The sequence below is a fragment of the Streptococcus sp. oral taxon 061 genome (assembly GCF_964211575.1).
Lineage (GTDB): Bacteria > Bacillota > Bacilli > Lactobacillales > Streptococcaceae > Streptococcus.
The window spans coordinates 1-24,991 of the sequence record NZ_CAXOQQ010000007.1 but is presented as its reverse complement, the minus strand read 5'-3'; the positions used below and the strand labels follow the sequence as shown (position 1 = coordinate 24,991).

Genomic DNA, 24,991 nt, shown 5'->3' with positions numbered 1-24,991 from the left:
TTGATGATTTTCTAGTAGAATTAGAGTATTACATATAATAGGAGAAAAACTTTGCTAACAGTATCTGATGTTTCACTACGTTTTAGTGATCGTAAACTTTTTGATGATGTAAACATCAAATTTACAGAAGGAAATACCTATGGTTTGATTGGGGCCAATGGTGCTGGAAAATCAACCTTTTTAAAAATCTTAGCTGGGGATATTGAACCGACAACTGGCCATATCTCTCTTGGACCAGACGAACGTCTTTCAGTACTTCGTCAGAATCACTTTGACTATGAGGACGAACGTGTTATTGATGTTGTCATCATGGGAAACGAAAAACTTTACAACATTATGAAAGAAAAAGACGCCATTTATATGAAGGAAGATTTTTCAGACGAAGATGGTGTCCGCGCTGCTGAACTTGAAGGAGAATTTGCTGAACTAGGTGGTTGGGAAGCTGAAAGTGAAGCTTCACAACTCTTACAAAATTTGAATATTCCTGAAGAACTTCATTACCAAAATATGAGCGAACTTGCAAATGGAGACAAAGTGAAAGTACTCCTTGCTAAAGCTCTATTTGGTAAACCGGATGTCCTTCTTTTAGACGAGCCTACCAACGGTCTTGATATTCAATCTATTACCTGGTTAGAAGATTTCTTGATTGATTTTGACAACACAGTTATTGTCGTATCCCATGACCGTCACTTCTTGAACAAAGTATGTACACACATGGCCGACCTTGACTTTGGAAAAATCAAACTCTATGTCGGAAACTACGACTTCTGGAAGGAGTCTTCTGAGCTTGCTGCTAAATTGCTAGCAGACCGAAATGCTAAAGCAGAAGAAAAAATTAAACAACTTCAAGAATTCGTTGCTCGTTTCTCTGCTAATGCTTCTAAATCAAGACAAGCAACTTCACGTAAAAAAATGCTTGATAAGATTGAGCTAGAGGAAATTGTCCCTTCTAGTCGTAAATACCCATTCATCAGCTTTAAAGCTGAACGTGAAATTGGAAACGACCTCTTGACAGTAGAAAATCTATCTGTAAAGATTGACGGCGAAACTATTCTTGACAGCATCAGCTTCATCTTGCGTCCAGGTGACAAGACAGCTCTTATCGGACAAAACGACATCCAAACAACTGCCTTGATTCGTGCTATTATGGGTGAAATTGACTATGAAGGAACTGTCAAGTGGGGAGTTACAACTAGTCGCTCTTACTTGCCAAAAGATAATTCAGCTGACTTTGCAGGAGACGAGTCAATCCTTGACTGGCTTCGTCAATTTGCAAGTAAAGAAGAAGATGACAACACCTTCCTTCGTGGATTCTTGGGTCGTATGCTCTTTTCTGGAGACGAGGTTAACAAGCCTGTAAACGTCTTGTCAGGGGGAGAAAAGGTGCGCGTGATGCTCTCAAAACTCATGCTTTTAAAATCAAACGTACTTGTTCTTGATGATCCTACAAATCACTTGGATTTGGAATCTATTTCAAGCTTGAACGATGGATTGAAAAACTTCAAAGAATCTATCATCTTTGCCAGTCATGACCATGAGTTTATTCAAACTTTGGCTAACCACATCATTGTCTTATCTAAAAACGGTGTAATCGACCGTATCGATGAAACCTACGACGAATTCCTTGAAAACGAAGAAGTTCAAGCAAAAGTCAAAGAACTTTGGAAAGATTAAGTATAACTTTAAAAAACTCAGTTGGTTAAACCAACTGAGTTTTTTTATTTGTTACTTGTAAATTCATTCATTGTTTCACGTGAAACTTTTTTTAATCTTCATCCATTTTTTTAGGTTGATAAGCTAGCATACCTAATCCTATGAATAAAACCAAAGTTACGAGAAGGAAAATTACCTGATGATGAATATTTCCTGTCATAGAAATGGTTTGTCTCAATCCTGAAACTGAATAACTCATTGGCAACCAAGGATTAACAGCTTTAAAGAAATCATTTGTCAAAGCAAGTGGATAAGTTCCTGCACTTGATGCTAATTGTAATAATAGCAAAATAAGTGAGAAGAAAGCACCTAATCGACTATTCCATGTTGTTAATGCCGTCACCATAGACATAAATGTTAAACTTGCGATAATAATTAAGAATAAAGTTCTCATTTCATGATTTGCAGTTAAACCAATAAGATGAACTCCACCATAGACTAAGACAGCTGCTAAAACAGCAATAACTCCATTTATCTCGAAGCGAGACTTAAACCACGCCCAGCGACTTTCAGGATGACGACCTGAAGGTAACTTAGCAAAAATCATATTTGTTGATAATGCTGCAACAAAAAGTGCAACTGATATCATGTAAGGAGCCATTGCAATCCCATTTACAGGAACCTGATCATTATCTGTCTTTGAAAGACTTAAGGGTTCCGCTAATGTTTCTGCATTTTTTGACTCTGTTGATGCTGATTTTAATTGATTGCTTGCGTTACTCAATCCTTGTCCTAGGTCAGTAGTTCCTATTTGTAAACTTTCAATACCAGCAGTTAACGTTGCTCCACCTTCTGCTAATTTTCCAGCGCCATCTGCGATTTTTATTGCTCCATTTCCTAACTGAGTACTAGCTGAAAGCAACTGACCTGATTTATCTGTTAATTGACTTGAACCAAGCTGTATTTTGTCAAGTCCTGCAATTAATTCCGGACTCTTGCTATTTAATTGGTTAGAACCAGATGATAGTTTTTCAATACCTGTTACTAATTCTGGTGTTTTCCCAGCTAGAGTATCCAAACCAGTTGTCAATGTTGAAGAGTTTTCTGTCAACTTGGTTGAGCCAGAAACCAATTGATCCAAACTTGTTGTTAAAGTTGTATTCTTTTCACTTAGTTGATTTGCACCTAAAGAAATAGCATCCAATCCTTTAGTATACGCATTAACTCCATTTTCAATTGATTGACTTCCAGGAACTAACTGATTGTCTACAGCATTTTGCAACTGTGTAAATCCACTTGACATAGATGTCAAGGAACTAGACGCAACAGGTAATATTTGATTTGCTTTAGTCTGTAAAGTAGAAAGATTAGAGACTGGTTGGTTTACACTTCCCAAATTTTCTTTTAAATCTCCTACCGTTGTCAAAATTGCTTTTGCTGATTCTATCGTAGAATTAGAATTATTTGAAACAGCTTCAGTCAGTTCTTTTTTCTGAGTTTCAGTGAGAGATTGATAAGTTGCTGTTGCTTGAAGATTTGTAAGACTTTTCTCTTGCTCTGTTTGACTATTAGTCACAATAGTTTGAGCAAGAGTAGATATATTCGCTAAATCATTAGATATTGTGCTTTTAAGTTCCGTATTATCTGAGATTGTTACTGCTTGAAGTGCTTTATTCAATTCATCTAAACTAGTTGCTAATTGAGTGATTTCCTCTTTTTGTTGAGATGAAGTATTCAATTGAGTCGAAATTTCTTTAATACCTTTATTTAATTCGGTAATACCGTCTCTCAATGTATCTGATTGACTTGATAGCTGTTTTGTACCAACAGATAGTTTGTCAACACCGCTTGTATAGGTATTAACACCTACCGAAAATTGATTGAGAGCTGTATTCAGTTGCGAAACTCCACCAGCATATGACTTCATCCCTGTATTTAACTGGTTGACACCTGTTACTAATTCTGGAGTCTTGGAAGATAATTGATTAAGCCCTTTGTCAACCTGTGAAACCGCACTTGTATAGCTCTGTAAACCATCATTAAATGTTCCTAAGCCACTATTCAGTTGCTTTACTCCTGTGACATATGTTGTCAACCCTTTTGTAAATTGATTCGTTCCATCAGAAAAGGTTAAACTTGAACTAGCTAAAGTATCAAGATTGGAAGACAATGTCTGACTTCCTACAGCTAACTTACTGGCCCCGTTAGCCAATTGTTCACTTCCATCTGCAGCTTTGGTTAAACCGGATTTTAAATCACCCATCTTTTGAAATAAAGCTTTCGTATAGGTTTCGGTTACATTAGCAGAAACATTCTGTTTTAACTGTGTCATGGCAGAATCACTCATCTTACTTGCAATGAAGCTATGCCCGCTAGAAGTTTGATAGTGAATATTCATTTGTTCTGGGTGATCTGACAGAATAGAAGCAGCCTTTTCAGACAAATCACTTGGCAAAGTTACTACCATATAATAATCGCCATTCTCTAGTCCTTTTTTTCCTTCTTCTTCATTGACAAAATGAAAATCTAATGATTTATTTTGCTCTAAATTAGACACCATGTCTTTTCCGATAGTCATTGTATTTCCATTGTAAGACGCTTCTTTATCATTATTAACAACCGCTACAGGCAACTCTGATAATTGCCCATACGGATCCCACATGGATGATAAAAATATGATGTTGTATAAAGCTGGAATAAGAGAAATCCCTATCATTACAATGATAAAGGTTGGTTTTTTAAAAATTGCTTTCCATTCTTTAAACATATTGTCTCCTTTTTTACACATATTGTCTAAAATTTTGATATAATAGATTATACATTAAAAAATCTAAATTACAAGTTAAAAACTATATTTTAGACACTACGTCTATTTTTGTTCACAAGGAGGAACTATGACAGAGAGTAACAAACGCTTAAAAACAAAACGTACTATCGAGAATGCTATGGTTCAATTATTAATGGAACAACCATTTGATCAAATTTCTACTGTTAAACTGGCAGAAAAAGCCGGAATTAGTCGTTCTAGTTTTTATACTCATTACAAAGATAAGTATGATATGATTGAACACTACCAAAGTAAGTTATTTCATACTTTTGAGTACATTTTCCAAAAACACGCACATCAAAAAAGAGATGCTATTCTAGAAGTGTTTGAATACTTAGAGTCTGAACCTTTACTAGCTGCTCTTCTATCTGAAAATGGTACAAAAGAGATACAAAACTTCCTGAGAAATAAACTTCACATTATGCTTAGTACTGACCTCCAGAAACGCTTTATGCAATTAAATTTAAATGAGATTGAATTAGAGTACAGTAGTATCTATTTAACAAATGCACTATTTGGCGTGTGTCAAACTTGGATTGCTCATGGAAAAAAAGAAAGTCCGCAAGAAATGACAGACTTTCTTATGAAAATGTTAGGCGATGCAAACTAAAAGAAAAAGAACACCAATGGTGTTCTTTTTTGTTTGACTCCGCCAGTAGGACTCGAACCTACGACATCATGATTAACAGTCATGCGCTACTACCAACTGAGCTATGGCGGATAATATAGTCCGTACGGGATTCGAACCCGTGTTACCGCCGTGAAAAGGCGGTGTCTTAACCCCTTGACCAACGGACCATCTATCTGTAGCAGATATAACCATTATATCAATTTCTTACTAATTGTCAATCACTTTTTAGATTTTTTCTCCAGAATATCTCTTAATTTCCGAACCTTGAGACGGGTAATCGGACAGCGATGTTCCTCATAAAAAACCACTTCTAAATTTTTTCGATCAATTTCCCTAATATTTCCTACATTGACAAGAAATGATTTATGAGCAGAATAAAATCTTTGAGTATCTTTATCTTTTTCTTGAATATCCGCCATAGTGCCATAAAATTCTTTGGCAAAATTCTTACCAATAATCCTTAACTTATGAGATACTCCTGTTGTTTCAATATATAAAATATCATGGTAGGGAATTTTCAAATCATTTCCCTTGTAGTTATAGTCAAAATAATCCACAACATCTTTATTTTCAAGCAGCATACTTTTGGTATATAAGATACTCTGTTCGATACGTTTCTTAAATAATTCATCATTGATATCTTTATCAACAAAATCCAAGGCGGATACTTGATATTTGTAAGTTAAGGTAGCAAATTCTGATCTACTAGTGATAAATACGATAATTGCATAAGGATTGTGGCGACGAATAAACTGTGCTACCTCAAATCCTTTTTTCTCAACTCCATGAATATCAATATCTAGAAAATAAAGCTGGTTTACTTCATCATTTTCGATGTATTCCTTAAATTCTCGTTCTTTACCTGTTGTTTTATAAGAAATAGGAATATTTAATTCCTTTGAAATTTCATCTAGGGTTCTTTCTAGTCTGACCTGATGTTGAATAACATCTTCTAAAATTAATACTTTCATTCAAACTCTCTCTTAAATCTAATAATCTGTCTAAACGTACTATCTTCCATCTCTGTTTCTAAAATGATATTTTCATACTTATCCAAAATCTCTTTGACATTATTAAGTCCAATTCCTCTATTTCTACCTTTAGTAGAAAAACCTAGTTCAAACAAATCTTCTGAAGGTATCATGGTAATTTTACATGAATTTTGAATCACGATAACTGTTTCCAAATCCATTTTAATCACAGCAACTTCTATTTGTTTCAAATAACTTTCTGCAGCACCTTCAACAGCATTGTTCAATAATACACTCATAATACGCACAAGATCAAGTAAATCAATTGACAACCTTGTGATAATATCCTTTACTTCTAGTGTAAACTCTACGTCATTATTTCTGGCATATACAATAGACTGAGCAATCAAACTTCGTAAAGCTGAGTCTTCTATATTGTTTAAATCAAAGTATGTATACTTATCTGAACGTAATTTTTGATTAGCTTTTACTAAGACTTCATTGTAAATTCTGTCAATTTCCTGTAAATCTTTACTGTCAATAGCCATTTGCATACTGACAAGCATACCTGCATAATCATGACGAAAACCACGGATTTCATTGTACAAACCAACAATTTCATCTGTATAGGTCTGTAAATGTTCTTGTTCAAATTTCTTCTGTTTTAGGGCAATTTCTTTTTCAACTTGAACCTTATTGGCATTCATTGCAAAGAAAATTAGTAATAAACAAATAAAGACAATTGTTGCTAAAATACTACCAAAACTATTAAAATGCGCATGAGTACTTACCATATCTGAAATGAATGATAGAATATGTAAAACAAAGAGACCAAGTATAACTTTTTTTAAAAATGAATAGAGGTAATCTTTATCAAAATAATTGAGCTCCAAGTGAAAATAAAAAATAATTTTTTTTATTACAAAATAAGTCAGCAATAAAACTACTACAAAAAACAAATCTTCATATTTTGTTACAAAAGAATCACCTGTTATAGAGGATATGATTACTGCTATAAAAGTATGAGTACTATGATATAGTAAAGACAATAGTAGACTGATAAAAATAGCCTTGTACTTATTATATTTCTTTAATTCTATCTGGTAAATGGAAATAAGTAATGGAAATAAAAATTTAGATATACCAAAGCCACCTAAGTTTAATAGACTAATAAATTCCTCAAGTAATAACACTGAAATAAGTGTATAACATAGAAAAATAAATTGTTCTTTTCTAGTTACTTTACATATCCATCTATAACTTTTGCTAATTATAAAAAAATAGAAAATAGCTATAAATAATCCAAATAAATCCATTACTCTTTACCTTTTATTTATTTTTTCTTTGGAAATATAAGTTCACGTATTGAGCCTAAAAATCTCCAATCCCCACCTTGAATTTCCTGTAACTCTTCTTCTGTAAGTTTTTTGAACTGCTCTAATTTAACTGTTTTTTCCATATTAAACTCTCCTTTATTATTTTTTTCTTGTAAATTAACTTACAAGCTTATTATACAAAACGGAGTCTGTTTTAAAACATTTCATTCTCAACTGCACATTTTTGTACCTGAACTGTCAATTTTTACAAAAAACGCTGGGTTTCCCCAGCGTTAAATCTAGTATATGATCCCAGCAGGATTCGAACCTGCGACCGTTCGCTTAGAAGGCGAATGCTCTATCCAGCTGAGCTATGAGACCTAACTAGTTTATCTTATCAAAATAATCGAGAATAGTCAATCCTATTTATGATAAGGAGAACCTTGTTGGATAGTAAATGCTCGGTATATCTGTTCTACAAGAACTAGACGCATTAATTGATGTGGAAGAGTTAAACGGCCAAAACTTACTGATAAGTTAGCTCGTTTTTTCACTTCATTGGATAATCCTAAACTTCCACCGATAACAAAGGTTAAGGTTGAATAACCATTTATAGAAGCTTGTTCTAATTGGCTACTAAATTCTTCAGAAGATAATGTCTTCCCTTCAATAGCCAAAACAACAACAAATTCTCTATCCCCAATTTTGGAAAGGATTCGATTTCCTTCTAAATTCAAGATTTTTTCATTTTCTGAATCGCTGGCACGATCTGGTGTCTTTTCATCAGCTAATTCAATCATTTCTACGGCAGCAAATCGTGATATTCTTTTAGAATATTCTGCAATTCCATCTTTGAGATACTTTTCTTTTAGTTTTCCAACTGTTACAAGTTTAATTTTCATGCTTCTATTTTATCATAATCGCATTCTATTCACATCTTATTCACAAATGAAAAAGGGGGAAAAACACAATAAATTCACAAATTTTCAACAATTATCCACAGATTGTTGAAAACTTAAGTTTTTTAAGTTAGAATTAAGTTAATAATCTTATACTTTCACTAATTAATCAAATATGGAGGATTCTATGAAAAACTTAAACAAGTTTTCAAAAACGATTGGACAACTTTTACTAGTTATACTTATTAGTTTTTTTAGTGGTCTATTAGGAAGTTTGACTGTTCTTCAGTTCAACCAAAAACAAGGAAACAGAGAACAAAATAGTGCAGCCATCACTCAGACAGCTTCGAAAAATGAAAATTCTACTACACAGGCTGTAGATAAAGTTAAAGATGCAGTTGTATCGATTATCACTTATTCAGGAAATTCTCAAAGTGGTTTTGTTGGAACTGATGATACTGATACAGATTCAAACACTGAACAAATCAACAGTGAAGGTTCTGGTGTCATCTATAAAAAAGATGGGGATGATGCTTATCTTGTAACCAACACTCACGTTATTAATGGAGCTAAAAAACTTGACATTCGTTTAGCAGATGGAACAAAAGTACCAGGTGAAATTGTTGGTTCTGATACCTATTCTGATATTGCAGTAGTAAAAATATCTTCAGAAAAGGTCTCTACAGTAGCTGAGTTTGGTGACTCAAGTCAATTATCTGTTGGGGAAACAGCTATCGCAATCGGTAGTCCTTTGGGTTCAGAATATGCAAATACAGTTACACAAGGGATTGTATCAAGCTTGAACAGACACGTTTCTTTGAAATCTGAAGATGGTCAAGCTATTTCAACAAATGCCATCCAAACAGACACAGCTATTAACCCTGGTAACTCTGGAGGTCCTTTGATTAATATCCAGGGACAAGTTATCGGTATTACATCAAGTAAAATCGCCTCTAATGGTGGAACATCCGTAGAAGGTCTTGGTTTTGCTATTCCTGCAAATGATGTTAAGAATATTATCAAACAGTTGGAAAAAGATGGAAAAGTAACTCGACCAGCTCTTGGTATCCACATGGTTAATTTGACAAACCTTAGCACAGCTGACCTTCAAAAATTAAAACTTCCTGACAACGTTACTTCTGGTGTAGCTGTTCGTTCTGTTCAAAAGAACATGCCTGCAAATGGACATTTACAACAGTATGATGTCATCACAAAAGTAGATGATACCAAGATTTCATCTACTACTGAATTGCAAAATGCTCTGTATAGCCACTCTATTGGAGATGAAATAACTGTCACTTATTACCGTAATGGTAAAGAAGAAAAAACTACAATCAAACTAGATAAGAGTACAAGTGATTTAAATCAATAGTTTACAGATTTGTAAACCTACTTTACAGAATATCAAAGATGTGATACTGTAGAAATATGGAAGAATTCAAATTAATTCGTATCAGTGATATTCAAAAAAATCCCTATCAACCTCGTAAAGAATTTTCAAAAGAAAAAATAGAAGAACTTGCCCAATCTATTAAAGAAAATGGTTTAATTCAACCCATTATCGTTCGTCAATCTCCAGTTATCGGATATGAAATCCTAGCTGGAGAAAGACGGTATCGGGCATCGATAGCAGCTGGACTTTCAGAAGTACCTGTAATCATCAAAAAAATTTCTGATCAGGATATGATGGTTCACTCAATCATTGAAAATTTACAACGAGAAGACTTAAATCCGATTGAAGAAGCAAAAGCTTATCAATCTTTAATTGATAAAGGATATACTCACGCAGATATTGCTACAAAAATGGGGAAATCACGCCCTTATATTACTAATCTTGTTCGCTTGCTAGCACTTCCCGATTTTATTTTAACAGAAGTAGAAACTGGAAAATTGTCTCAAGCACATGCTAGACTGCTAATCCAACTACCTGTGAAAGAACAAAAAAATTTACTCCATCGTATTCAGACAGAGGATTTATCGGTTCGGCAGGTGGAATATCTACTTAAAGAAGAAAAAAATAAGAAGAAGAAAAGCAAAGAAAAAGATCACTTTATCAAAGAAGAAGAAGAAAATTTGAAAAAATTGTTGGGATTAGATGTCCAAATCGTCCTTCAAAAAAAAGAGGCAGGAAAAATAACTATCTCTTTTCATAATCAAGAAGAATACCAACGTTTTATTAACAGCCTGAGATAAGGCTGTTATTTTATTTTTCTCAACTCACATACTTATCCACTGGATTATCATAGAAAAAGTCTATTAAATCAAAAATAAGATAATTTATCCACAAGTTGTGGATAAATCTTTTAAACATTGTGGATTGTTTTTCACAAGTTGTGGAAAAATTGCTTGCTATGTGATAAAATAGTGTTTAAGATTACACCATTTAGAAAAGGAGGGGTTTGTTGTTGAAAGAAAAACAATTTTGGAATCAGATTTTAGAATTAGCTAAAGAGAGATTGACACGATCAATGTTTGATTTCTACGCAACACCTGCTGAATTAATAAAGATTGAGGGAAATGTAGCTACCATATTTTTGCCAAGATCTGAAATGGAAATGGTTTGGAGTACAAAACTCAATGATATTATTGTAGCTGTCGGTTTTCAAATCTATGACACTGAAATAAAAGCTCAATATGTATTGACTAAAGAAGATTCTAATACCTCCGATATAGCAAGCAATATTGAAAACAGTAATCATCAACAGGAAGAAATTAAAAAATCTATACCCTATTCAGAAACAGGATTAAGAGACATCTATACTTTTGATAATTTTATCCAAGGTGATGGAAATATTTGGGCTAAGTCTGCTGCTTTAGCCGTCTCGGAAGACCCTGGACTAACTTATAATCCTCTGTTTATATATGGAGGACCTGGTCTAGGGAAAACTCACTTGCTCAATGCTTTGGGTAATGAAATTCTCAAAAAAAATCCTAATGCGCGTGTAAAATATATTCCTGCTGAAAGTTTTATTAATGAATTTTTAGATCATTTAAGACTCAATGATATGGATAATTTTAAAAAAACCTATCGAAGTCTAGATCTCCTTCTTATTGATGACATTCAATCTCTTAGTGGAAATAAAGTACAAACTCAGGATGAATTTTTCAATACATTTAACAAACTTCACAGTAATAATAAACAGATTGTTTTAACGAGTGACCGTAGGCCAGAACAACTAGAAAACCTACCTGAACGACTTGTCACGCGCTTCTCATGGGGATTAACAACGGATATTACTCCACCTGATTTCGAAACTCGTATCGCTATCTTAAACAGTAAAACAGAGGATTTAGATTATCATTTTCAACCTGACACAATCGAATATTTGGCTGGCCAGTTTGATTCAAATGTACGTGAATTAGAAGGTGCCCTCAAAGACATTAGTCTTATGGCTAAAGTTAAACAAATCAACACTATAACTGTTGATATTGCATCTGAAGCTATACGTGCTCGAAAACAAAGCGTCAGCACCATGATTGTCATTCCGATTGAAAAAATCCAAGAAGAAGTCGGAAAATTTTATGATGTGAGCGTTAAGGAGATGAAGGGAACTAGACGTGTTCAGAATATTGTTCTAGCTCGCCAAGTTGCTATGTACCTAGCTAGAGAATTAACTGATAATAGTCTTCCAAAAATCGGGAAAGAATTTGGTGGTAAAGATCATACAACCGTCATTCATGCTCATGCAAAAATCAAATCTATGATTGAAACTGATGATAAATTACGTATAGAAATCGAAACCATCAAAAAGAAAATCAAATAAATTGTGGATAAGTGTTTAAAATTTTACTGATTTATACACAAATTTTAAACAAGTATAACTTCTTGATTTTTCTAAACTAAACTTGGTTTTCCACAGATTTCACACAGCCTACTATTACTATTAACCTTCTAATAATAAAAATAAATAAAGGAGATTCCATGATTCATTTTTCTATTAATAAAAATTTATTCCTGCAATCATTAAATATTACTAAACGTGCTATTAGTTCAAAAAATGCTATTCCTGTTTTATCAACTATTAAAATTGATGTGACTAACGAAGGAATTACCTTAATTGGATCAAATGGTCAAATTTCAATTGAGAATTTCATTTCTCAAAAAGATGAAAATGCAGGTCTTTTGATTAACTCTTTAGGATCAATTCTTTTAGAAGCTTCTTTCTTTATCAATGTTGTTTCTAGTCTTCCAGATGTGACTCTTGATTTCAAAGAGATTGAGCAGCATCAGATTGTATTAACAAGTGGAAAATCAGAAATTACTCTGAAAGGAAAAGACAGCGAACAGTATCCACGTATTCAGGAAATTTCAGCAAGTAATCCTCTAGTTCTTGAAACAAAACTTCTTAAGAAAATTATCAATGAAACTGCTTTTGCTGCTAGTTTACAAGAAAGTCGTCCAATCTTGACTGGTGTTCACTTTGTTTTGAGTAATCATCAAGAATTAAAAACAGTAGCAACAGACTCACATCGTCTCAGCCAGAAAAAATTAACTCTTGAAAAAAATAGTGATAATTTTGATGTTGTTATCCCAAGTCGCTCTCTACGCGAATTTTCAGCTGTTTTTACGGACGATATTGAAACAGTAGAGATTTTCTTCGCAAACAACCAAATTCTCTTTAGAAGCGAAAATATTAGTTTCTATACACGTCTCTTAGAAGGTAATTATCCTGATACAGATCGTCTGATTCCAACAGATTTTAATACGACAGTGACTTTTGATGTTGTGAATCTACGTCAATCTATGGAACGTGCTCGTCTTTTATCAAGTGCTACTCAAAACGGAACTGTAAAATTAGAAATCAAACAAGGAGTAGTTACAGCTCATGTAAATTCTCCAGAAGTTGGTAAAGTGAACGAAGAAATCGATACAATTGCTGTATCTGGTGAAGATTTAACTATTAGCTTTAACCCAACTTACTTGATTGAAGCACTAAAAGCCTTGAATAGTGAAAAGGTAACAATCAGCTTCATTTCAGCAGTTCGTCCATTTACCTTGGTACCAGCTGATACAGATGAAGATTTCATGCAGCTGATTACACCAGTTCGTACAAATTAAGTTAAAGAGGTTGAGCCTAGCTCACCTCTTTTATGATATAATCAGAAATATGAAAAGGAGAGTAGTATGTATCAAGTTGGAAATTTTGTTGAAATGAAAAAACCACATGCTTGTACAATCAAATCTACAGGCAAAAAAGCGAATCGTTGGGAAATTACACGTCTAGGTGCAGATATCAAAATTAAATGCAGTAATTGTGATCATGTTGTCATGATGAGTCGCTATGATTTTGAAAGAAAAATGAGTAAAATTATCGACTAAATGCAAGTAGTTAGAGGGTTAGCAAGTTTTCCCTTTTTGTGTTATAATATTGAAGATTGAAATGTGAACGGAGATTGAGAAACTATGGCTTTAACAGCAGGTATCGTGGGTTTGCCAAACGTTGGTAAATCAACCCTATTTAACGCAATTACAAAAGCAGGAGCAGAGGCTGCAAATTATCCATTTGCAACCATTGATCCGAATGTTGGGATGGTAGAAGTTCCAGATGAACGCCTCCAAAAATTGACTGAAATGATTACTCCTAAGAAGACAGTCCCAACAACCTTTGAATTTACAGATATTGCAGGGATTGTAAAAGGTGCATCAAAAGGAGAAGGTCTCGGTAATAAATTCTTGGCTAATATCCGTGAAGTGGATGCCATTGTCCATGTAGTTCGTGCCTTTGATGATGAAAATGTCATGCGTGAGCAAGGTCGTGAAGATGCTTTTGTAGATCCATTAGCAGATATTGATACCATTAACCTAGAATTGATTCTTGCTGACTTAGAATCTGTTAATAAACGCTACGCGCGTGTGGAAAAGATGGCACGTACGCAAAAAGATAAGGAATCAGTTGCAGAATTTAACGTTCTCCAAAAGATTAAACCTGTCCTTGAAGACGGTAAATCAGCTCGTACTATTGAATTTACCGATGAAGAGCAAAAGGTTGTCAAAGGTCTTTTCCTCTTGACAACGAAACCAGTTCTTTATGTAGCGAATGTGGATGAGGATGTTGTTGGAGACCCAGACTCTATTGATTATGTGAAGCAGATTCGTGAATTCGCAGCAACAGAAAATGCAGAGGTAGTGGTCATTTCGGCGCGTGCTGAAGAAGAAATTTCTGAATTAGACGATGAAGATAAAAAAGAGTTTCTTGAAGCTATTGGTTTGACAGAATCAGGTGTGGATAAGTTGACTCGTGCAGCTTACCATCTATTAGGACTTGGAACCTACTTTACGGCTGGTGAAAAAGAGGTTCGTGCTTGGACCTTTAAACGTGGCATGAAAGCTCCTCAAGCAGCTGGTATTATCCACTCTGACTTCGAAAAAGGCTTTATTCGTGCAGTGACTATGTCTTATGATGATTTGATTAAATACGGCTCTGAAAAGGCGGTAAAAGAAGCTGGACGCTTGCGTGAAGAAGGAAAAGAATATGTCGTTCAAGATGGCGATATTATGGAATTCCGCTTTAACGTATAATCAACATTTTTAATAGTGTCAATTAGGTTGGAAAAAAATTCCAACCCTTTTGGCTTTTGAAAGGAAATTTAAATGACAAAATTACTTGTAGGATTGGGAAATCCAGGGGATAAATATTTTGAGACAAAGCATAATGTTGGTTTTATGTTGATTGACCAACTAGCAAAAAAACAGAATGTATCTTTTACACACGATAAAATATTCCAAGCTGAATTAGCTTCATTTTTCCTTAATGGTGAAAAAATTTATCTAGTGAAACCAACAACTTTTATGAATGAAAGTGGGAAAGCAGTTCATGCTTTATTAACCTACTATGGTTTAGATATCGAAGATTTACTGATTATTTACGATGATCTTGACATGGAAGTAGGAAAAATTCGACTTCGCGCTAAAGGATCAGCTGGCGGTCATAATGGTATCAAGTCAATTATTCAACATATTGGTACACAGGTTTTCAATCGTGTAAAGATTGGTATCGGTAGACCTAAAAAAGGAATGTCTGTTGTTCACCACGTTTTGAGTAAATTTGACAAGGATGACTATATAGGTATTTTACAGTCTATTGACAAGGTTGACGATGCTGTAAATTATTATTTACAAGAGAAAAACTTTGAAAAAACAATGCAGAAATACAATGGGTAAGGGAATGTCATTAATCGAATTCTTTTTAGAGAACAAGCAGATACAATTATGGGGTGAACATTTATCTTTCAAGCAGAGACAATTACTACTAGGTCTTTCTGGTTCAGCAAAGTCTTTAGCTATTGCAAGTAGTGTTAAAAATCAGAATAAGATTTTAGTAATGACATCTACTTATGGAGAAGCTGAGCGTCTAGTAAATGATTTAATTTCTATCCTGGGTACTGATATGGTTTATCCATTTTTAGTAGATGATTCACCAATGGTAGAATTTTTAGTATCGTCTCAAGAAAAGATTTTTTCAAGAGTTGAAGCCTTGCGTTTTCTAAGAGATAAATCTCAAAAAGGAATATTAGTTTGTAACATGGCAGCTAGCCGTTTATTCTTACCAGATCCTCAAATCTTTGATAACAGTGTGTTAAAACTTGAAGTTGGCGAAGAGTGTGAACAAAGAGAATTAAAAAATCAATTGATTTCACTTGGTTATAAAAAAGTTACTCAAGTTCAAAGTCAAGGTGAATTTAGTCTTCGAGGGGATATTTTAGATATCTTTGAAACTTCACAACTATCTCCTTACCGAATAGAATTTTTTGGTGATGAAATAGATGGGATTAGAGAATTCGACGCAGATACACAATTATCAAAAGATAGTCGGTTAGAAATTTCTATATATCCAGCTAGTGACATTTTATTAACTGTTGAGGATTACAATCGTGGTCAACAATTCTTAGAACATGAGATTGATAAAACTATTTCACCTACATTAAAGTCGTACCTAGAAGAAGTTTTTAGTTGTGCAAAAGAGCAAGTTCTTCATGCTGATATTCGTAAATTTTTGTCTGTTTTTTATAAAAAACAGTGGACCTTAATTGACTACTTGAACCAAGCGCCTATTATCTTTGATGATTTTCAAAAAATCATGAATCAGTATGATATTTTTGATAAGGAAACAGCTAGCTACTTTACAGAGGATTTACACAATAGTAAAGCTGTATCAGGTTTACAATATTTTGCTGATGTAGAAAGTCAGTTTAAAAAATATTTACCAGCCAGCTTCTTTTCTAATTTTCAAAAGGGACTTGGAAATCTAAAATTTGATCATCTTTATCAATTTAATCAATATCCAATGCAAGAATTCTTCAATCAGTTTTCTTTTCTGAAAGAAGAAATTGAACGCTATAAAAAATTAAAGTATACCATTATTCTTCAATCAAGTAGCCAAACAGAACTAAAAAAACTGTTAACGATTCTTGATGAATATAGCATTAAAGTTGACAATAGTAATCAAAATGAAATCTGTAAAGGAACTGTCAATCTTGTTGAAGGAAACCTTCGTCATGGTTTTCATTTTGTGGATGAGAATCTTGTATTCATCACTGAATATGAAATATTCAAAAAGAAGATTAAACGCAAATACAGAAGACAAAATATTAGCAATGCTGAAAGATTAAAGGATTATAGTGAACTCCAAAAAGGAGATTATGTTGTTCATCAAATTCATGGGATTGGTCAATATTTAGGAATCGAAACGATTGAACTCAAAGGGATTCACCGAGATTATGTAAGTATCCAATATCAAAATGGAGATCGTATTTCTATCCCTGTAGAACAAATCCAAACCTTATCTAAGTATGTTTCAAGTGATGGTAAGGCTCCAAAGTTAAACAAATTAAACGATGGACGTTTTAAAAATGCTAAGCAAAAAGTTAAAAATCAAGTTGAAGACATTGCAGATGACTTAATTAAGTTATATGCAGAGAGGAGTCAACTTGAAGGTTTTGCATTTTCAAAAGATGATGAAGATCAGGTTGCTTTTGATGAGGCTTTCCCTTATGTTGAAACTGAGGACCAACTTCGAAGTATAGATGAAATCAAAAAGGATATGCAGGCTTCTCAACCAATGGATAGGCTTTTGGTTGGAGATGTTGGTTTTGGTAAGACTGAGGTGGCCATGCGAGCTGCTTTTAAGGCTGTCAATAATCATAAACAGGTTGTTGTTTTAGTACCAACCACAGTTTTGGCTCAGCAACATTATAGTAATTTCAAGGAAAGATTTGAGCAGTTTGCTGTCAATATAGATGTTTTAAGTCGTTTTAGAAGTAAAAAAGAGCAGACTGAAACACTTGAAAAATTGAAAAAAGGCCATGTTGATATCCTGATAGGAACCCATCGAGTTTTATCTAAAGATGTTGAATTTGCTGATTTAGGATTAATCATCATCGATGAGGAACAACGTTTTGGTGTCAAACATAAGGAAGCTTTGAAGGAATTAAAAAAGAAGGTTGATGTCTTAACTTTAACAGCTACACCAATTCCTCGAACTCTACATATGTCTATGCTAGGTATTCGAGATTTATCTGTCATCGAAACTCCCCCAACAAATCGATATCCTGTACAAACCTATGTCCTTGAACAGAATGATCGTGTCATTCGAGATGCTGTATTGAGAGAAATTGATCGTGGTGGTCAGGTTTACTATCTTTACAATAAAGTTGACACGATTGAAAAGAAGGTTTCAGAGTTACAAGAACTGATTCCAGAAGCTTCTATTGGTTTTGTTCATGGTCAAATGAGTGAAATTCGTTTGGAGAATACACTACTTGACTTTATCGAAGGTGAATATGATATTTTAGTAACAACAACAATCATTGAAACAGGGGTAGACATTCCAAATGCCAATACCTTGTTTATAGAAAATGCAGACCACATGGGATTGTCAACCTTGTATCAATTAAGAGGTCGGGTTGGTCGTAGTAATCGTATTGCTTATGCCTATCTTATGTATCGACCAGATAAATCATTGACAGAAGTTTCTGAGAAGAGATTGGAGGCAATTAAAGGTTTCACTGAATTGGGTTCTGGTTTCAAAATCGCTATGCGCGATTTATCCATTCGTGGAGCGGGTAATCTTTTGGGAAGTTCGCAGTCAGGTTTTATCGATTCTGTTGGTTTTGAACTCTATTCTCAATTACTGGAAGAAGCAATTGCTAAGAAAAATGGAACTGCTAAGAAACGTGAAAAAGGTAATGCTGAATTAATTCTACAAATTGATGCCTATCTTCCAGATGATTATATTTCGGATGAACGACATAAAATTGAGATTTACAAGAGAATTCGTCAGATTGACAACCGTGTCAACTATGAAGAATTACAAGATGAGTTAATTGACCGTTTTGGAGAGTATCCAGATGTAGTTGCTTACCTCTTAGAAATTGGATTAGCTAAAGCTTATCTTGATAAAGTTTTTGTCAATCGTGTTGAAAGAAGAAATAATAAGCTTGTCATTCAATTTGAAAAAATATCGCAACAACTATTTTTAACTCAAGATTATTTCCAGGCTCTTTCTCAGACAAGTTTGAAGGCTAATATTTCTGAAAATCAAGGTTTAATCGAAGTTGTTTTTGATATTCGAAATAAAAAAGACTATGAGATTTTAGAAGGACTCTTAACCTTTGGAGAATCGTTAGCGAAGATAAAAGACTTAAAAGAGTCACATTAGGGATTACCTTTTTTCTTCTATAAAAGGGATAAAAATGGTACAATAATAATTTGAGGTATTATAAGATGAGATTAGATAAATATTTAAAAGTATCACGAATTATTAAACGCCGTACAGTGGCTAAGGAAGTTGCAGATAAAGGGCGAATCAAGGTAAATGGAATCCTTGCTAAAAGTTCAACAGATTTAAGAATCAATGATCAAGTTGAAATTCGCTTTGGAAATAAATTGTTGCTTGTAAAGGTGCTTGAAATGAAAGATAGCACTAAAAAAGAAGATGCAGCTGGAATGTATGAAATCATTAGTGAAACAAGGGTAGAAGGCGATGTATAAAAAAATAATCCAAATGAATAACTCTTTTATTCAAAATGAACACCAACGACGTAAGTACATGATGGAAGAACGTCAAAAACGTAATCGTTTTATGGGTTGGGTTTTGATTTTGATTATGTTGCTATTCATCTTACCAACTTACAATTTAGCACAAAGTTACCAACAATTACTCACACGTCGCCAGCAACTAGCTGATTTGAAAAAACAATATCAGGACTTGAGCGATGAAAAGGATAAAGAAGCTAGTTTAGCAACTAAGCTAAAAGATGAATCCTATGCGGCTAAATATTCCCGTGCAAAATATTATTATTCAAAAACATGGGAGGAAGTTTATACAATTCCGGACTTACTTCCTAGGTAATGCGAAATGGAAAATTTATTAGATATTATCGAAAAATTTTTAAGTCAGTCAGATGAAAAATTAGATGAGTTAGCTCAAAAAAATCATCTGTTACGACTGCAAGAAGAAGAGGGGAAAAAGAATGCGTAAATTTTTAGTGATATTACTACTTCCTATTTTCCTAAAAAGCGTTCAAGTAGTAAGCACTGAGAATCCAGTTATCATTCCAAAACAAGAAGTTTATTCTTTAACTCATACTCCATATCATTTTTATTATCAAGATATTATAGAATCTCCAAAATTTTATGGTGAGACGCCAGTTTATTCTACAGAAGACCTGATTAATGAATCGGGTAAAGTAAATGCAGAAACAAAATTATCTGTTTTAGAATGGCGATTAAATAAACAAGGACAGCCTGTCTTTAAATTGTCGAATAATCAATTTGTAATGGCTGACAAACGACTTTTATACGATAGTTCCATCGTAAACGATTTTTCTAAGCGAGTATGGCTAGAACCAGGATTTGTCGTTTATAATAGTCCTTATGATCAACAAGAATTAAAGTCTACTTTAGCGCCTTATCAAGAAGTTGAAGCAGATATGTCTATTTTTGCTGAAGGTCGTGAATTCTTACATATCAAGCAAACGGGCTGGATTTCGACGGATTATATTTCCGATGATGATAATCGTATTCAGAAAGTACAAGAGTTGCTATCTGCGAATTATCAAAATGAACAGTTCTCTATTTATATTAAACAATTGAGTACAGGTAAGGAAGCTGGCATTAATGAAAATCAAAAAATGTACGCTGCTAGTGTTATGAAATTACCTTATCTTTATTCTGTTCAGGAAAAAATCAATCAAGGTGATTACCAACTTGACACGAAATTGAAGTATGTTTCCGAAGTTAATGATTTCCCTGGTTCTTATAAACCGGAAGGAAGCGGAAGTCTCCCTAAAACAGCGGACAATAAAGAATACACAATCAAAGATTTAATCACAAAAACTGCAAAAGAATCTGACAATGTAGCTCATAATATTCTTGCTTATTATATTACGAATAAATCAGATGAAGCCTTTAAAAAAGAAATGGCTACTATCGCAGGTGAAGAATGGGATGTGACAGATAAGATGGCTTCAGCTAAAACGGCTGGTCAAGTTATGGAATCTATTTATAATCAGAATGGTTTTGTTTTAGAATCTCTTTCACAAACATCTTTTGATAATCAGCGGATTGCTAAGAATATTTCTGCTAAGGTAGCCCATAAAATTGGGGATGCAGATGAATTTAAACACGATGTGGGAATAGTCTATACAGATTCTCCTTTCGTTATTTCAATCTTTACCAAAAATTCTGATTACGACACTATTTCTAAAATTGCTAAGGATGTCTACGAGGTCCTAAAATGAGAGACCGAGATTTTTTAAATCATTTTCTAGAAAAAGGTTACTTTGAAGGACATTCAAGAGTTGTGCTAGCCTTGTCTGGTGGATTGGATTCGATGTTTCTTTTTCAACTTCTTTTGACCTATAAAAAAGAACTTGGTATTGAATTGTTTTTAGCTCATGTAAATCATAAACAACGACCAGAGTCAGATCAGGAAGAAAATGAATTAAGAAAACTAGCTGAACAAGCTGGAGTTCCAATTTATGTAGCTTGTTTTACTGGAGATTTTTCAGAAGCGAATGCTCGTCAATTTCGCTATGAATTTTTTAGAGAAGTGATGGAGAAAACTTCATCTACAGCTCTTGTAACAGCTCATCATGCAGATGATCAAGTTGAGACGATCTTTATGCGATTGATTAGAGGTGTTAGACTACAACATTTATCAGCTATTAAAGAAAGACAAATGTTTGATAAGGGAGAGTTGATTCGTCCTTTGTTGTCTTTTTATAAGAAGGATTTTCCTGAAATTGAGTATTTTGAAGATCCAACGAATAAAGAAAATCACTATCTTCGCAATCGTATTCGCAACCTCTATCTGCCACAGTTAGAAAAAGAAAATGTTCAGGTGAAAAAAGCAATTTTAGAGTTTGGAAAAGAAGTTTCTGATTATCAAATTGCTCTGGCTGAATTATCTCAAGCGGTTGATGTAGAAGATTTAACTCAGTTTTTATCTTTTTCCGAAGCAACACAAAGAGTTTTACTACAACAATACCTTATTCGTTTTGCTGATTTAAATGTAACAAGAGAACAATTTCAAGAAATTCATCATATTTTAAAAACTAAGAGTCAATATCGCCATAATATAAAAAATGGTTATGAACTTATAAAAGAATACCAGCACTTTCAAATTAGTAAAATCAGACCAAAGTCTGATGAAAAAAGTAGTGAGTGTGTGTTAAACTATCAAAATCAAGTTTATTATGAAGGTTTTCTATTTTCATTTGGAATTCCTCTAAAAGGTGAAAATGTTCAACAAATAAATGTTTCCCGTGAAACATCATTGATTTTGCGGCATCGACAGCCAGGTGATTATTTGATAATAAACGGTCATCGGAAAAAATTAAGACGACTTTTTATTGATTTAAAAATACCTACAGAAAAACGAGAAAATGCTATTATTGTTGAGCAATTCGGACAAATTTGTTTAATTTTAGGAATTGAACTCAGTGATTTGAGTATAAAAATGAAAAATGATATAATGAACACTGTACTTTATATAGAAAAAATAGATAGGTAAAATCATGTTAGAACAAGATATCAAGAAGATTTTGATTTCACAAGATGAAATTACAGAAGCTGCTAAGAAATTAGGTGCTCAATTAACAAAAGATTATGAAGGGAAAAATCCAATTTTAGTTGGAATTTTAAAAGGATCTATTCCTTTCATGGCAGAATTAGTGAAATATATCGACACTCATCTTGAAATGGATTTTATGATGGTTTCTAGTTATCATGGTGGAACTGTAAGTAGTGGTGTCATTAATATCAAACAAGATGTCACTCAAGATGTTAAAGGTAGGCACATTGTCTTTGTAGAAGATATTATTGATACTGGGCAAACATTAAAAAGCTTGAGAGATATGTTTACTGCGAGAGAAGCAGCGTCTGTTAAGATTGTTACTATGCTGGATAAACCAGAAGGACGTACTGTAGAAATTGAAGCAGATTATACATGTTTTACAATTCCAAATGAATTCGTTGTAGGCTATGGTTTAGACTATAATGAAAATTACCGTAACCTTCCTTATGTAGGCGTATTGAAAGAGGAAGTTTACTCAAAATAGAAGGGTAAGTTGTTGAATGCAAAAACAAAATAATGGTTTTATAAAAAATCCATTTCTTTATTTGTTGATGATTTTCTTGCTAGTAACGGGATTCCAGTACTTTTTCGCTGGGAGAGCTGCCGGGCACAGTCAACAAATTAAATACTCAGAATTGGTGCAGGAAATCACTAATGACAATGTAAAAGAAATAACCTATCAACCAAGTGGTAGTGTTATTGAAGTGTCTGGTGTCTATAAAACTGCTAAAACAGAAAAACCGGAAACAGGTATTCAGTTTTTCACACCTTCTGCAACAAAAGTAGAAAAATTTACAAGTATTATTCTTCCATCGGATACTACTGTAGCAGATTTGCAAAAACTAGCTGGTGAACACCAAACACAAGTTGAAGTCAAGCACGAAAGCTCAAGTGGTATGTGGATTAACATCCTAGTTTCGGTAGTGCCATTTGCCATTTTATTCTTCTTCCTATTTTCTATGATGGGAAATATGGGAGGAAATAGCGGACGCAATCCGATGAGCTTTGGACGCAGTAAAGCTAAGGCTGCTAATAAGGAAGATATCAAAGTACGCTTTTCAGATGTAGCAGGAGCTGAAGAAGAAAAACAAGAACTTGTTGAAGTTGTTGAATTCTTGAAAGATCCAAAACGCTTTACAAAATTAGGTGCTCGTATCCCAGCTGGTGTTCTCTTAGAAGGACCTCCGGGAACTGGTAAAACATTACTTGCTAAAGCAGTAGCAGGAGAAGCTGGAGTACCGTTCTTTAGTATTTCAGGTTCTGACTTCGTAGAAATGTTCGTCGGTGTCGGTGCCAGCCGTGTACGTTCACTCTTTGAGGACGCTAAAAAAGCTGCACCAGCTATTATCTTCATTGATGAAATTGATGCCGTTGGTCGTCAACGTGGTGTCGGTCTTGGTGGAGGTAATGATGAACGTGAACAAACCTTGAACCAACTCTTGATTGAAATGGATGGTTTTGAAGGAAATGAAGGAATCATCGTCATTGCGGCAACGAACCGTTCAGATGTTCTAGATCCAGCCCTTCTTCGTCCAGGTCGTTTTGACAGAAAAGTATTGGTTGGTCGTCCAGATGTTAAAGGACGCGAAGCAATTCTGAAAGTCCATGCTAGAAATAAACCTCTAGCAGAAGATGTGGATTTGAAGTTAGTAGCACAACAAACTCCAGGTTTTGTTGGTGCTGATTTAGAAAATGTATTGAACGAAGCGGCATTAGTTGCTGCCCGTCGTAACAAATCAGTCATTGATGCTTCTGATATTGATGAGGCAGAAGACCGCGTTATTGCGGGGCCTTCTAAGAAAGATAAAACTGTTTCCCAAAAAGAACGTGAAATGGTTGCTTATCACGAAGCCGGGCACACTATCGTAGGGTTAGTCTTATCAAATGCGCGTGTCGTTCATAAAGTAACAATTGTTCCACGTGGTCGTGCAGGTGGTTACATGATTGCTCTTCCAAAAGAAGATCAAATGTTGCTATCTAAAGAAGATATGAAAGAACAATTAGCTGGTTTGATGGGTGGACGTGTTGCTGAAGAAATCATCTTTAATGTCCAAACAACAGGTGCATCAAACGACTTTGAGCAAGCTACACAAATGGCGCGTGCAATGGTTACAGAGTATGGTATGAGCGAAAAACTTGGACCTGTTCAATACGAAGGAAATCATGCAATGTTTGGTGCTCAAACTCCACAAAAATCTATTTCAGAGCGTACAGCTTATGAAATTGACGAAGAAGTTCGAGCATTGTTGAATGAAGCACGTAATAAAGCAGCTGAAATTATTCAATCAAATCGTGAAACGCATAAATTAATTGCAGAAGCCTTATTGAAATATGAAACATTGGATAGTACACAAATCAAATCTCTTTACGAAACAGGGAAAATGCCTGAATCAGTAGAAGAGGAATCACGTGCCCTATCATATGATGAAGTCAAATCAAAAATGGCTGAAGAAAACTAAAATATTAGTAGACGAGATAAAAGAGAGGATACTATTATATCCTCTCTTTCTTATTTATAAAAACTAATCTATGAAAAGCAGTAAAAAAATTTCAGAAAAAACAAATCAAACTAGTTGACAAGATTCTAAAAGCAGGTATAATAGAAAGAGTTAAAAA

The 24,991-nt window shown here is 34.0% G+C and carries 22 protein-coding genes and 3 tRNA genes; 17 read left to right on the top strand and 8 right to left on the bottom strand.

The features are described from left to right. Nucleotides 1–51: 51 nt before the first annotated feature. Nucleotides 52–1,674, top strand: coding sequence for an ATP-binding cassette domain-containing protein (locus tag AB8E63_RS06270; protein WP_368910436.1), 1,623 nt, complete (start codon nucleotides 52–54; stop codon nucleotides 1,672–1,674). Nucleotides 1,675–1,765: 91 nt separating this feature from the next. Here AB8E63_RS06270 and AB8E63_RS06265 read toward each other — a convergent pair whose 3' ends face one another. After that, nucleotides 1,766–4,420, bottom strand: a complete 2,655-nt coding sequence (locus AB8E63_RS06265; RefSeq protein ID WP_368910435.1) for a YhgE/Pip family protein — start codon at nucleotides 4,418–4,420, stop codon at nucleotides 1,766–1,768. Nucleotides 4,421–4,547: 127 nt separating this feature from the next. On the opposite strand from AB8E63_RS06265, the gene AB8E63_RS06260 reads away from it, so the two are divergent. Continuing rightward, entirely contained in the window at nucleotides 4,548–5,090 is a 543-nt protein-coding gene (locus AB8E63_RS06260; protein ID WP_368910434.1) for a TetR/AcrR family transcriptional regulator C-terminal domain-containing protein, read from the top strand. 37 nt (nucleotides 5,091–5,127) lie between these two features. Here the strand turns inward: AB8E63_RS06260 and AB8E63_RS06255 are convergent. From AB8E63_RS06255 to rlmH, 7 genes are all read right to left on the bottom strand, one after another. Then, nucleotides 5,128–5,201 (bottom strand) — tRNA-Asn (locus tag AB8E63_RS06255). A 5-nt stretch (nucleotides 5,202–5,206) separates the two neighbouring features. Continuing rightward, nucleotides 5,207–5,278, bottom strand: a tRNA-Glu gene (locus AB8E63_RS06250). A 51-nt stretch (nucleotides 5,279–5,329) separates the two neighbouring features. After that, nucleotides 5,330–6,082, bottom strand: a complete 753-nt coding sequence (gene comE / locus AB8E63_RS06245) for a competence system response regulator transcription factor ComE (RefSeq protein ID WP_178895632.1) — start codon at nucleotides 6,080–6,082, stop codon at nucleotides 5,330–5,332. Then, nucleotides 6,079–7,398 carry a competence system sensor histidine kinase ComD gene (comD, locus tag AB8E63_RS06240; RefSeq protein ID WP_368910433.1) on the bottom strand — a complete coding sequence of 440 codons (1,320 nt, stop codon included), beginning with the start codon at nucleotides 7,396–7,398 and terminating at the stop codon, nucleotides 6,079–6,081. The genes comE and comD overlap by 4 nt, the downstream gene beginning before the upstream one ends. A gap of 17 nt (nucleotides 7,399–7,415) precedes the next feature. Next, the gene (gene comC, locus AB8E63_RS06235; RefSeq protein WP_223334365.1) at nucleotides 7,416–7,541 is read right to left on the bottom strand and encodes a competence-stimulating peptide ComC; all 126 of its coding nucleotides are present in this window, start codon (nucleotides 7,539–7,541) and stop codon (nucleotides 7,416–7,418) included. Between the two features lie 164 nt (nucleotides 7,542–7,705). Then, nucleotides 7,706–7,779, bottom strand: a tRNA-Arg gene (locus AB8E63_RS06230). Between the two features lie 41 nt (nucleotides 7,780–7,820). After that, complete coding sequence (gene rlmH, locus AB8E63_RS06225; protein WP_368910432.1) at nucleotides 7,821–8,300, bottom strand: 23S rRNA (pseudouridine(1915)-N(3))-methyltransferase RlmH; 480 nt, start codon at nucleotides 8,298–8,300, stop codon at nucleotides 7,821–7,823. Between the two features lie 184 nt (nucleotides 8,301–8,484). On the opposite strand from rlmH, the gene AB8E63_RS06220 reads away from it, so the two are divergent. The 15 genes from AB8E63_RS06220 to ftsH all read left to right on the top strand — a co-directional run bounded on the left by AB8E63_RS06220 (nucleotide 8,485) and on the right by ftsH (nucleotide 24,834). After that, a complete protein-coding gene (locus AB8E63_RS06220) occupies nucleotides 8,485–9,669 on the top strand; it encodes a S1C family serine protease (protein ID WP_368910431.1) in 1,185 nt (394 codons plus the stop codon). Between the two features lie 56 nt (nucleotides 9,670–9,725). Beyond that, nucleotides 9,726–10,490: a ParB/RepB/Spo0J family partition protein gene (locus AB8E63_RS06215; protein WP_368910430.1), complete on the top strand. Its 765-nt coding sequence runs from the start codon at nucleotides 9,726–9,728 to the stop codon at nucleotides 10,488–10,490. Nucleotides 10,491–10,702: 212 nt separating this feature from the next. Continuing rightward, the gene (dnaA, locus tag AB8E63_RS06210; RefSeq protein ID WP_368910429.1) at nucleotides 10,703–12,061 is read left to right on the top strand and encodes a chromosomal replication initiator protein DnaA; all 1,359 of its coding nucleotides are present in this window, start codon (nucleotides 10,703–10,705) and stop codon (nucleotides 12,059–12,061) included. Nucleotides 12,062–12,219: 158 nt separating this feature from the next. Next, nucleotides 12,220–13,356: a DNA polymerase III subunit beta gene (gene dnaN / locus AB8E63_RS06205; RefSeq protein ID WP_368910428.1), complete on the top strand. Its 1,137-nt coding sequence runs from the start codon at nucleotides 12,220–12,222 to the stop codon at nucleotides 13,354–13,356. 66 nt (nucleotides 13,357–13,422) lie between these two features. Next, nucleotides 13,423–13,617: a DUF951 domain-containing protein gene (locus tag AB8E63_RS06200; protein WP_004250933.1), complete on the top strand. Its 195-nt coding sequence runs from the start codon at nucleotides 13,423–13,425 to the stop codon at nucleotides 13,615–13,617. Between the two features lie 84 nt (nucleotides 13,618–13,701). Continuing rightward, the gene (gene ychF / locus AB8E63_RS06195; RefSeq protein ID WP_195184356.1) at nucleotides 13,702–14,817 is read left to right on the top strand and encodes a redox-regulated ATPase YchF; all 1,116 of its coding nucleotides are present in this window, start codon (nucleotides 13,702–13,704) and stop codon (nucleotides 14,815–14,817) included. 72 nt (nucleotides 14,818–14,889) lie between these two features. After that, the gene (pth, locus tag AB8E63_RS06190) at nucleotides 14,890–15,459 is read left to right on the top strand and encodes an aminoacyl-tRNA hydrolase (RefSeq protein WP_004250929.1); all 570 of its coding nucleotides are present in this window, start codon (nucleotides 14,890–14,892) and stop codon (nucleotides 15,457–15,459) included. Then, complete coding sequence (gene mfd / locus AB8E63_RS06185) at nucleotides 15,452–18,955, top strand: transcription-repair coupling factor (RefSeq protein ID WP_368910491.1); 3,504 nt, start codon at nucleotides 15,452–15,454, stop codon at nucleotides 18,953–18,955. The genes pth and mfd overlap by 8 nt, the downstream gene beginning before the upstream one ends. Nucleotides 18,956–19,020: 65 nt before the next feature. After that, nucleotides 19,021–19,287, top strand: coding sequence for an RNA-binding S4 domain-containing protein (locus tag AB8E63_RS06180; protein WP_368910427.1), 267 nt, complete (start codon nucleotides 19,021–19,023; stop codon nucleotides 19,285–19,287). Further along, nucleotides 19,280–19,648: a septum formation initiator family protein gene (locus tag AB8E63_RS06175; protein ID WP_368910426.1), complete on the top strand. Its 369-nt coding sequence runs from the start codon at nucleotides 19,280–19,282 to the stop codon at nucleotides 19,646–19,648. Before AB8E63_RS06180 ends, AB8E63_RS06175 begins: the two co-directional genes overlap by 8 nt. A 6-nt stretch (nucleotides 19,649–19,654) precedes the next feature. After that, nucleotides 19,655–19,777 carry an SP_0009 family protein gene (locus tag AB8E63_RS06170; RefSeq protein ID WP_004250924.1) on the top strand — a complete coding sequence of 41 codons (123 nt, stop codon included), beginning with the start codon at nucleotides 19,655–19,657 and terminating at the stop codon, nucleotides 19,775–19,777. After that, nucleotides 19,770–21,038, top strand: a complete 1,269-nt coding sequence (locus AB8E63_RS06165) for a serine hydrolase (protein ID WP_061863859.1) — start codon at nucleotides 19,770–19,772, stop codon at nucleotides 21,036–21,038. Before AB8E63_RS06170 ends, AB8E63_RS06165 begins: the two co-directional genes overlap by 8 nt. Next, the gene (gene tilS, locus AB8E63_RS06160; RefSeq protein ID WP_368910425.1) at nucleotides 21,035–22,312 is read left to right on the top strand and encodes a tRNA lysidine(34) synthetase TilS; all 1,278 of its coding nucleotides are present in this window, start codon (nucleotides 21,035–21,037) and stop codon (nucleotides 22,310–22,312) included. The genes AB8E63_RS06165 and tilS overlap by 4 nt, the downstream gene beginning before the upstream one ends. A 4-nt stretch (nucleotides 22,313–22,316) precedes the next feature. Beyond that, nucleotides 22,317–22,859: a hypoxanthine phosphoribosyltransferase gene (hpt, locus tag AB8E63_RS06155; RefSeq protein ID WP_006149113.1), complete on the top strand. Its 543-nt coding sequence runs from the start codon at nucleotides 22,317–22,319 to the stop codon at nucleotides 22,857–22,859. 16 nt (nucleotides 22,860–22,875) lie between these two features. Continuing rightward, nucleotides 22,876–24,834 carry an ATP-dependent zinc metalloprotease FtsH gene (ftsH, locus tag AB8E63_RS06150; protein WP_036756480.1) on the top strand — a complete coding sequence of 653 codons (1,959 nt, stop codon included), beginning with the start codon at nucleotides 22,876–22,878 and terminating at the stop codon, nucleotides 24,832–24,834. Nucleotides 24,835–24,991: the final 157 nt, after the last annotated feature.

Coding starts and splice junctions, on each gene's coding strand:
- AB8E63_RS06265 (WP_368910435.1), bottom strand. CDS start 4,420: ATGTTTAAAGAATGGAAAGCAATTTTTAAAAAACCAACCTTTATCATT.
- AB8E63_RS06260 (WP_368910434.1), top strand. CDS start 4,548: ATGACAGAGAGTAACAAACGCTTAAAAACAAAACGTACTATCGAGAAT.
- comE (WP_178895632.1), bottom strand. CDS start 6,082: ATGAAAGTATTAATTTTAGAAGATGTTATTCAACATCAGGTCAGACTA.
- comD (WP_368910433.1), bottom strand. CDS start 7,398: ATGGATTTATTTGGATTATTTATAGCTATTTTCTATTTTTTTATAATT.
- comC (WP_223334365.1), bottom strand. CDS start 7,541: ATGGAAAAAACAGTTAAATTAGAGCAGTTCAAAAAACTTACAGAAGAA.
- rlmH (WP_368910432.1), bottom strand. CDS start 8,300: ATGAAAATTAAACTTGTAACAGTTGGAAAACTAAAAGAAAAGTATCTC.
- AB8E63_RS06220 (WP_368910431.1), top strand. CDS start 8,485: ATGAAAAACTTAAACAAGTTTTCAAAAACGATTGGACAACTTTTACTA.
- AB8E63_RS06215 (WP_368910430.1), top strand. CDS start 9,726: ATGGAAGAATTCAAATTAATTCGTATCAGTGATATTCAAAAAAATCCC.
- dnaN (WP_368910428.1), top strand. CDS start 12,220: ATGATTCATTTTTCTATTAATAAAAATTTATTCCTGCAATCATTAAAT.
- AB8E63_RS06200 (WP_004250933.1), top strand. CDS start 13,423: ATGTATCAAGTTGGAAATTTTGTTGAAATGAAAAAACCACATGCTTGT.
- ychF (WP_195184356.1), top strand. CDS start 13,702: ATGGCTTTAACAGCAGGTATCGTGGGTTTGCCAAACGTTGGTAAATCA.
- pth (WP_004250929.1), top strand. CDS start 14,890: ATGACAAAATTACTTGTAGGATTGGGAAATCCAGGGGATAAATATTTT.
- mfd (WP_368910491.1), top strand. CDS start 15,452: ATGGGTAAGGGAATGTCATTAATCGAATTCTTTTTAGAGAACAAGCAG.
- AB8E63_RS06180 (WP_368910427.1), top strand. CDS start 19,021: ATGAGATTAGATAAATATTTAAAAGTATCACGAATTATTAAACGCCGT.
- AB8E63_RS06175 (WP_368910426.1), top strand. CDS start 19,280: ATGTATAAAAAAATAATCCAAATGAATAACTCTTTTATTCAAAATGAA.
- AB8E63_RS06170 (WP_004250924.1), top strand. CDS start 19,655: ATGGAAAATTTATTAGATATTATCGAAAAATTTTTAAGTCAGTCAGAT.
- AB8E63_RS06165 (WP_061863859.1), top strand. CDS start 19,770: ATGCGTAAATTTTTAGTGATATTACTACTTCCTATTTTCCTAAAAAGC.
- tilS (WP_368910425.1), top strand. CDS start 21,035: ATGAGAGACCGAGATTTTTTAAATCATTTTCTAGAAAAAGGTTACTTT.
- hpt (WP_006149113.1), top strand. CDS start 22,317: ATGTTAGAACAAGATATCAAGAAGATTTTGATTTCACAAGATGAAATT.
- ftsH (WP_036756480.1), top strand. CDS start 22,876: ATGCAAAAACAAAATAATGGTTTTATAAAAAATCCATTTCTTTATTTG.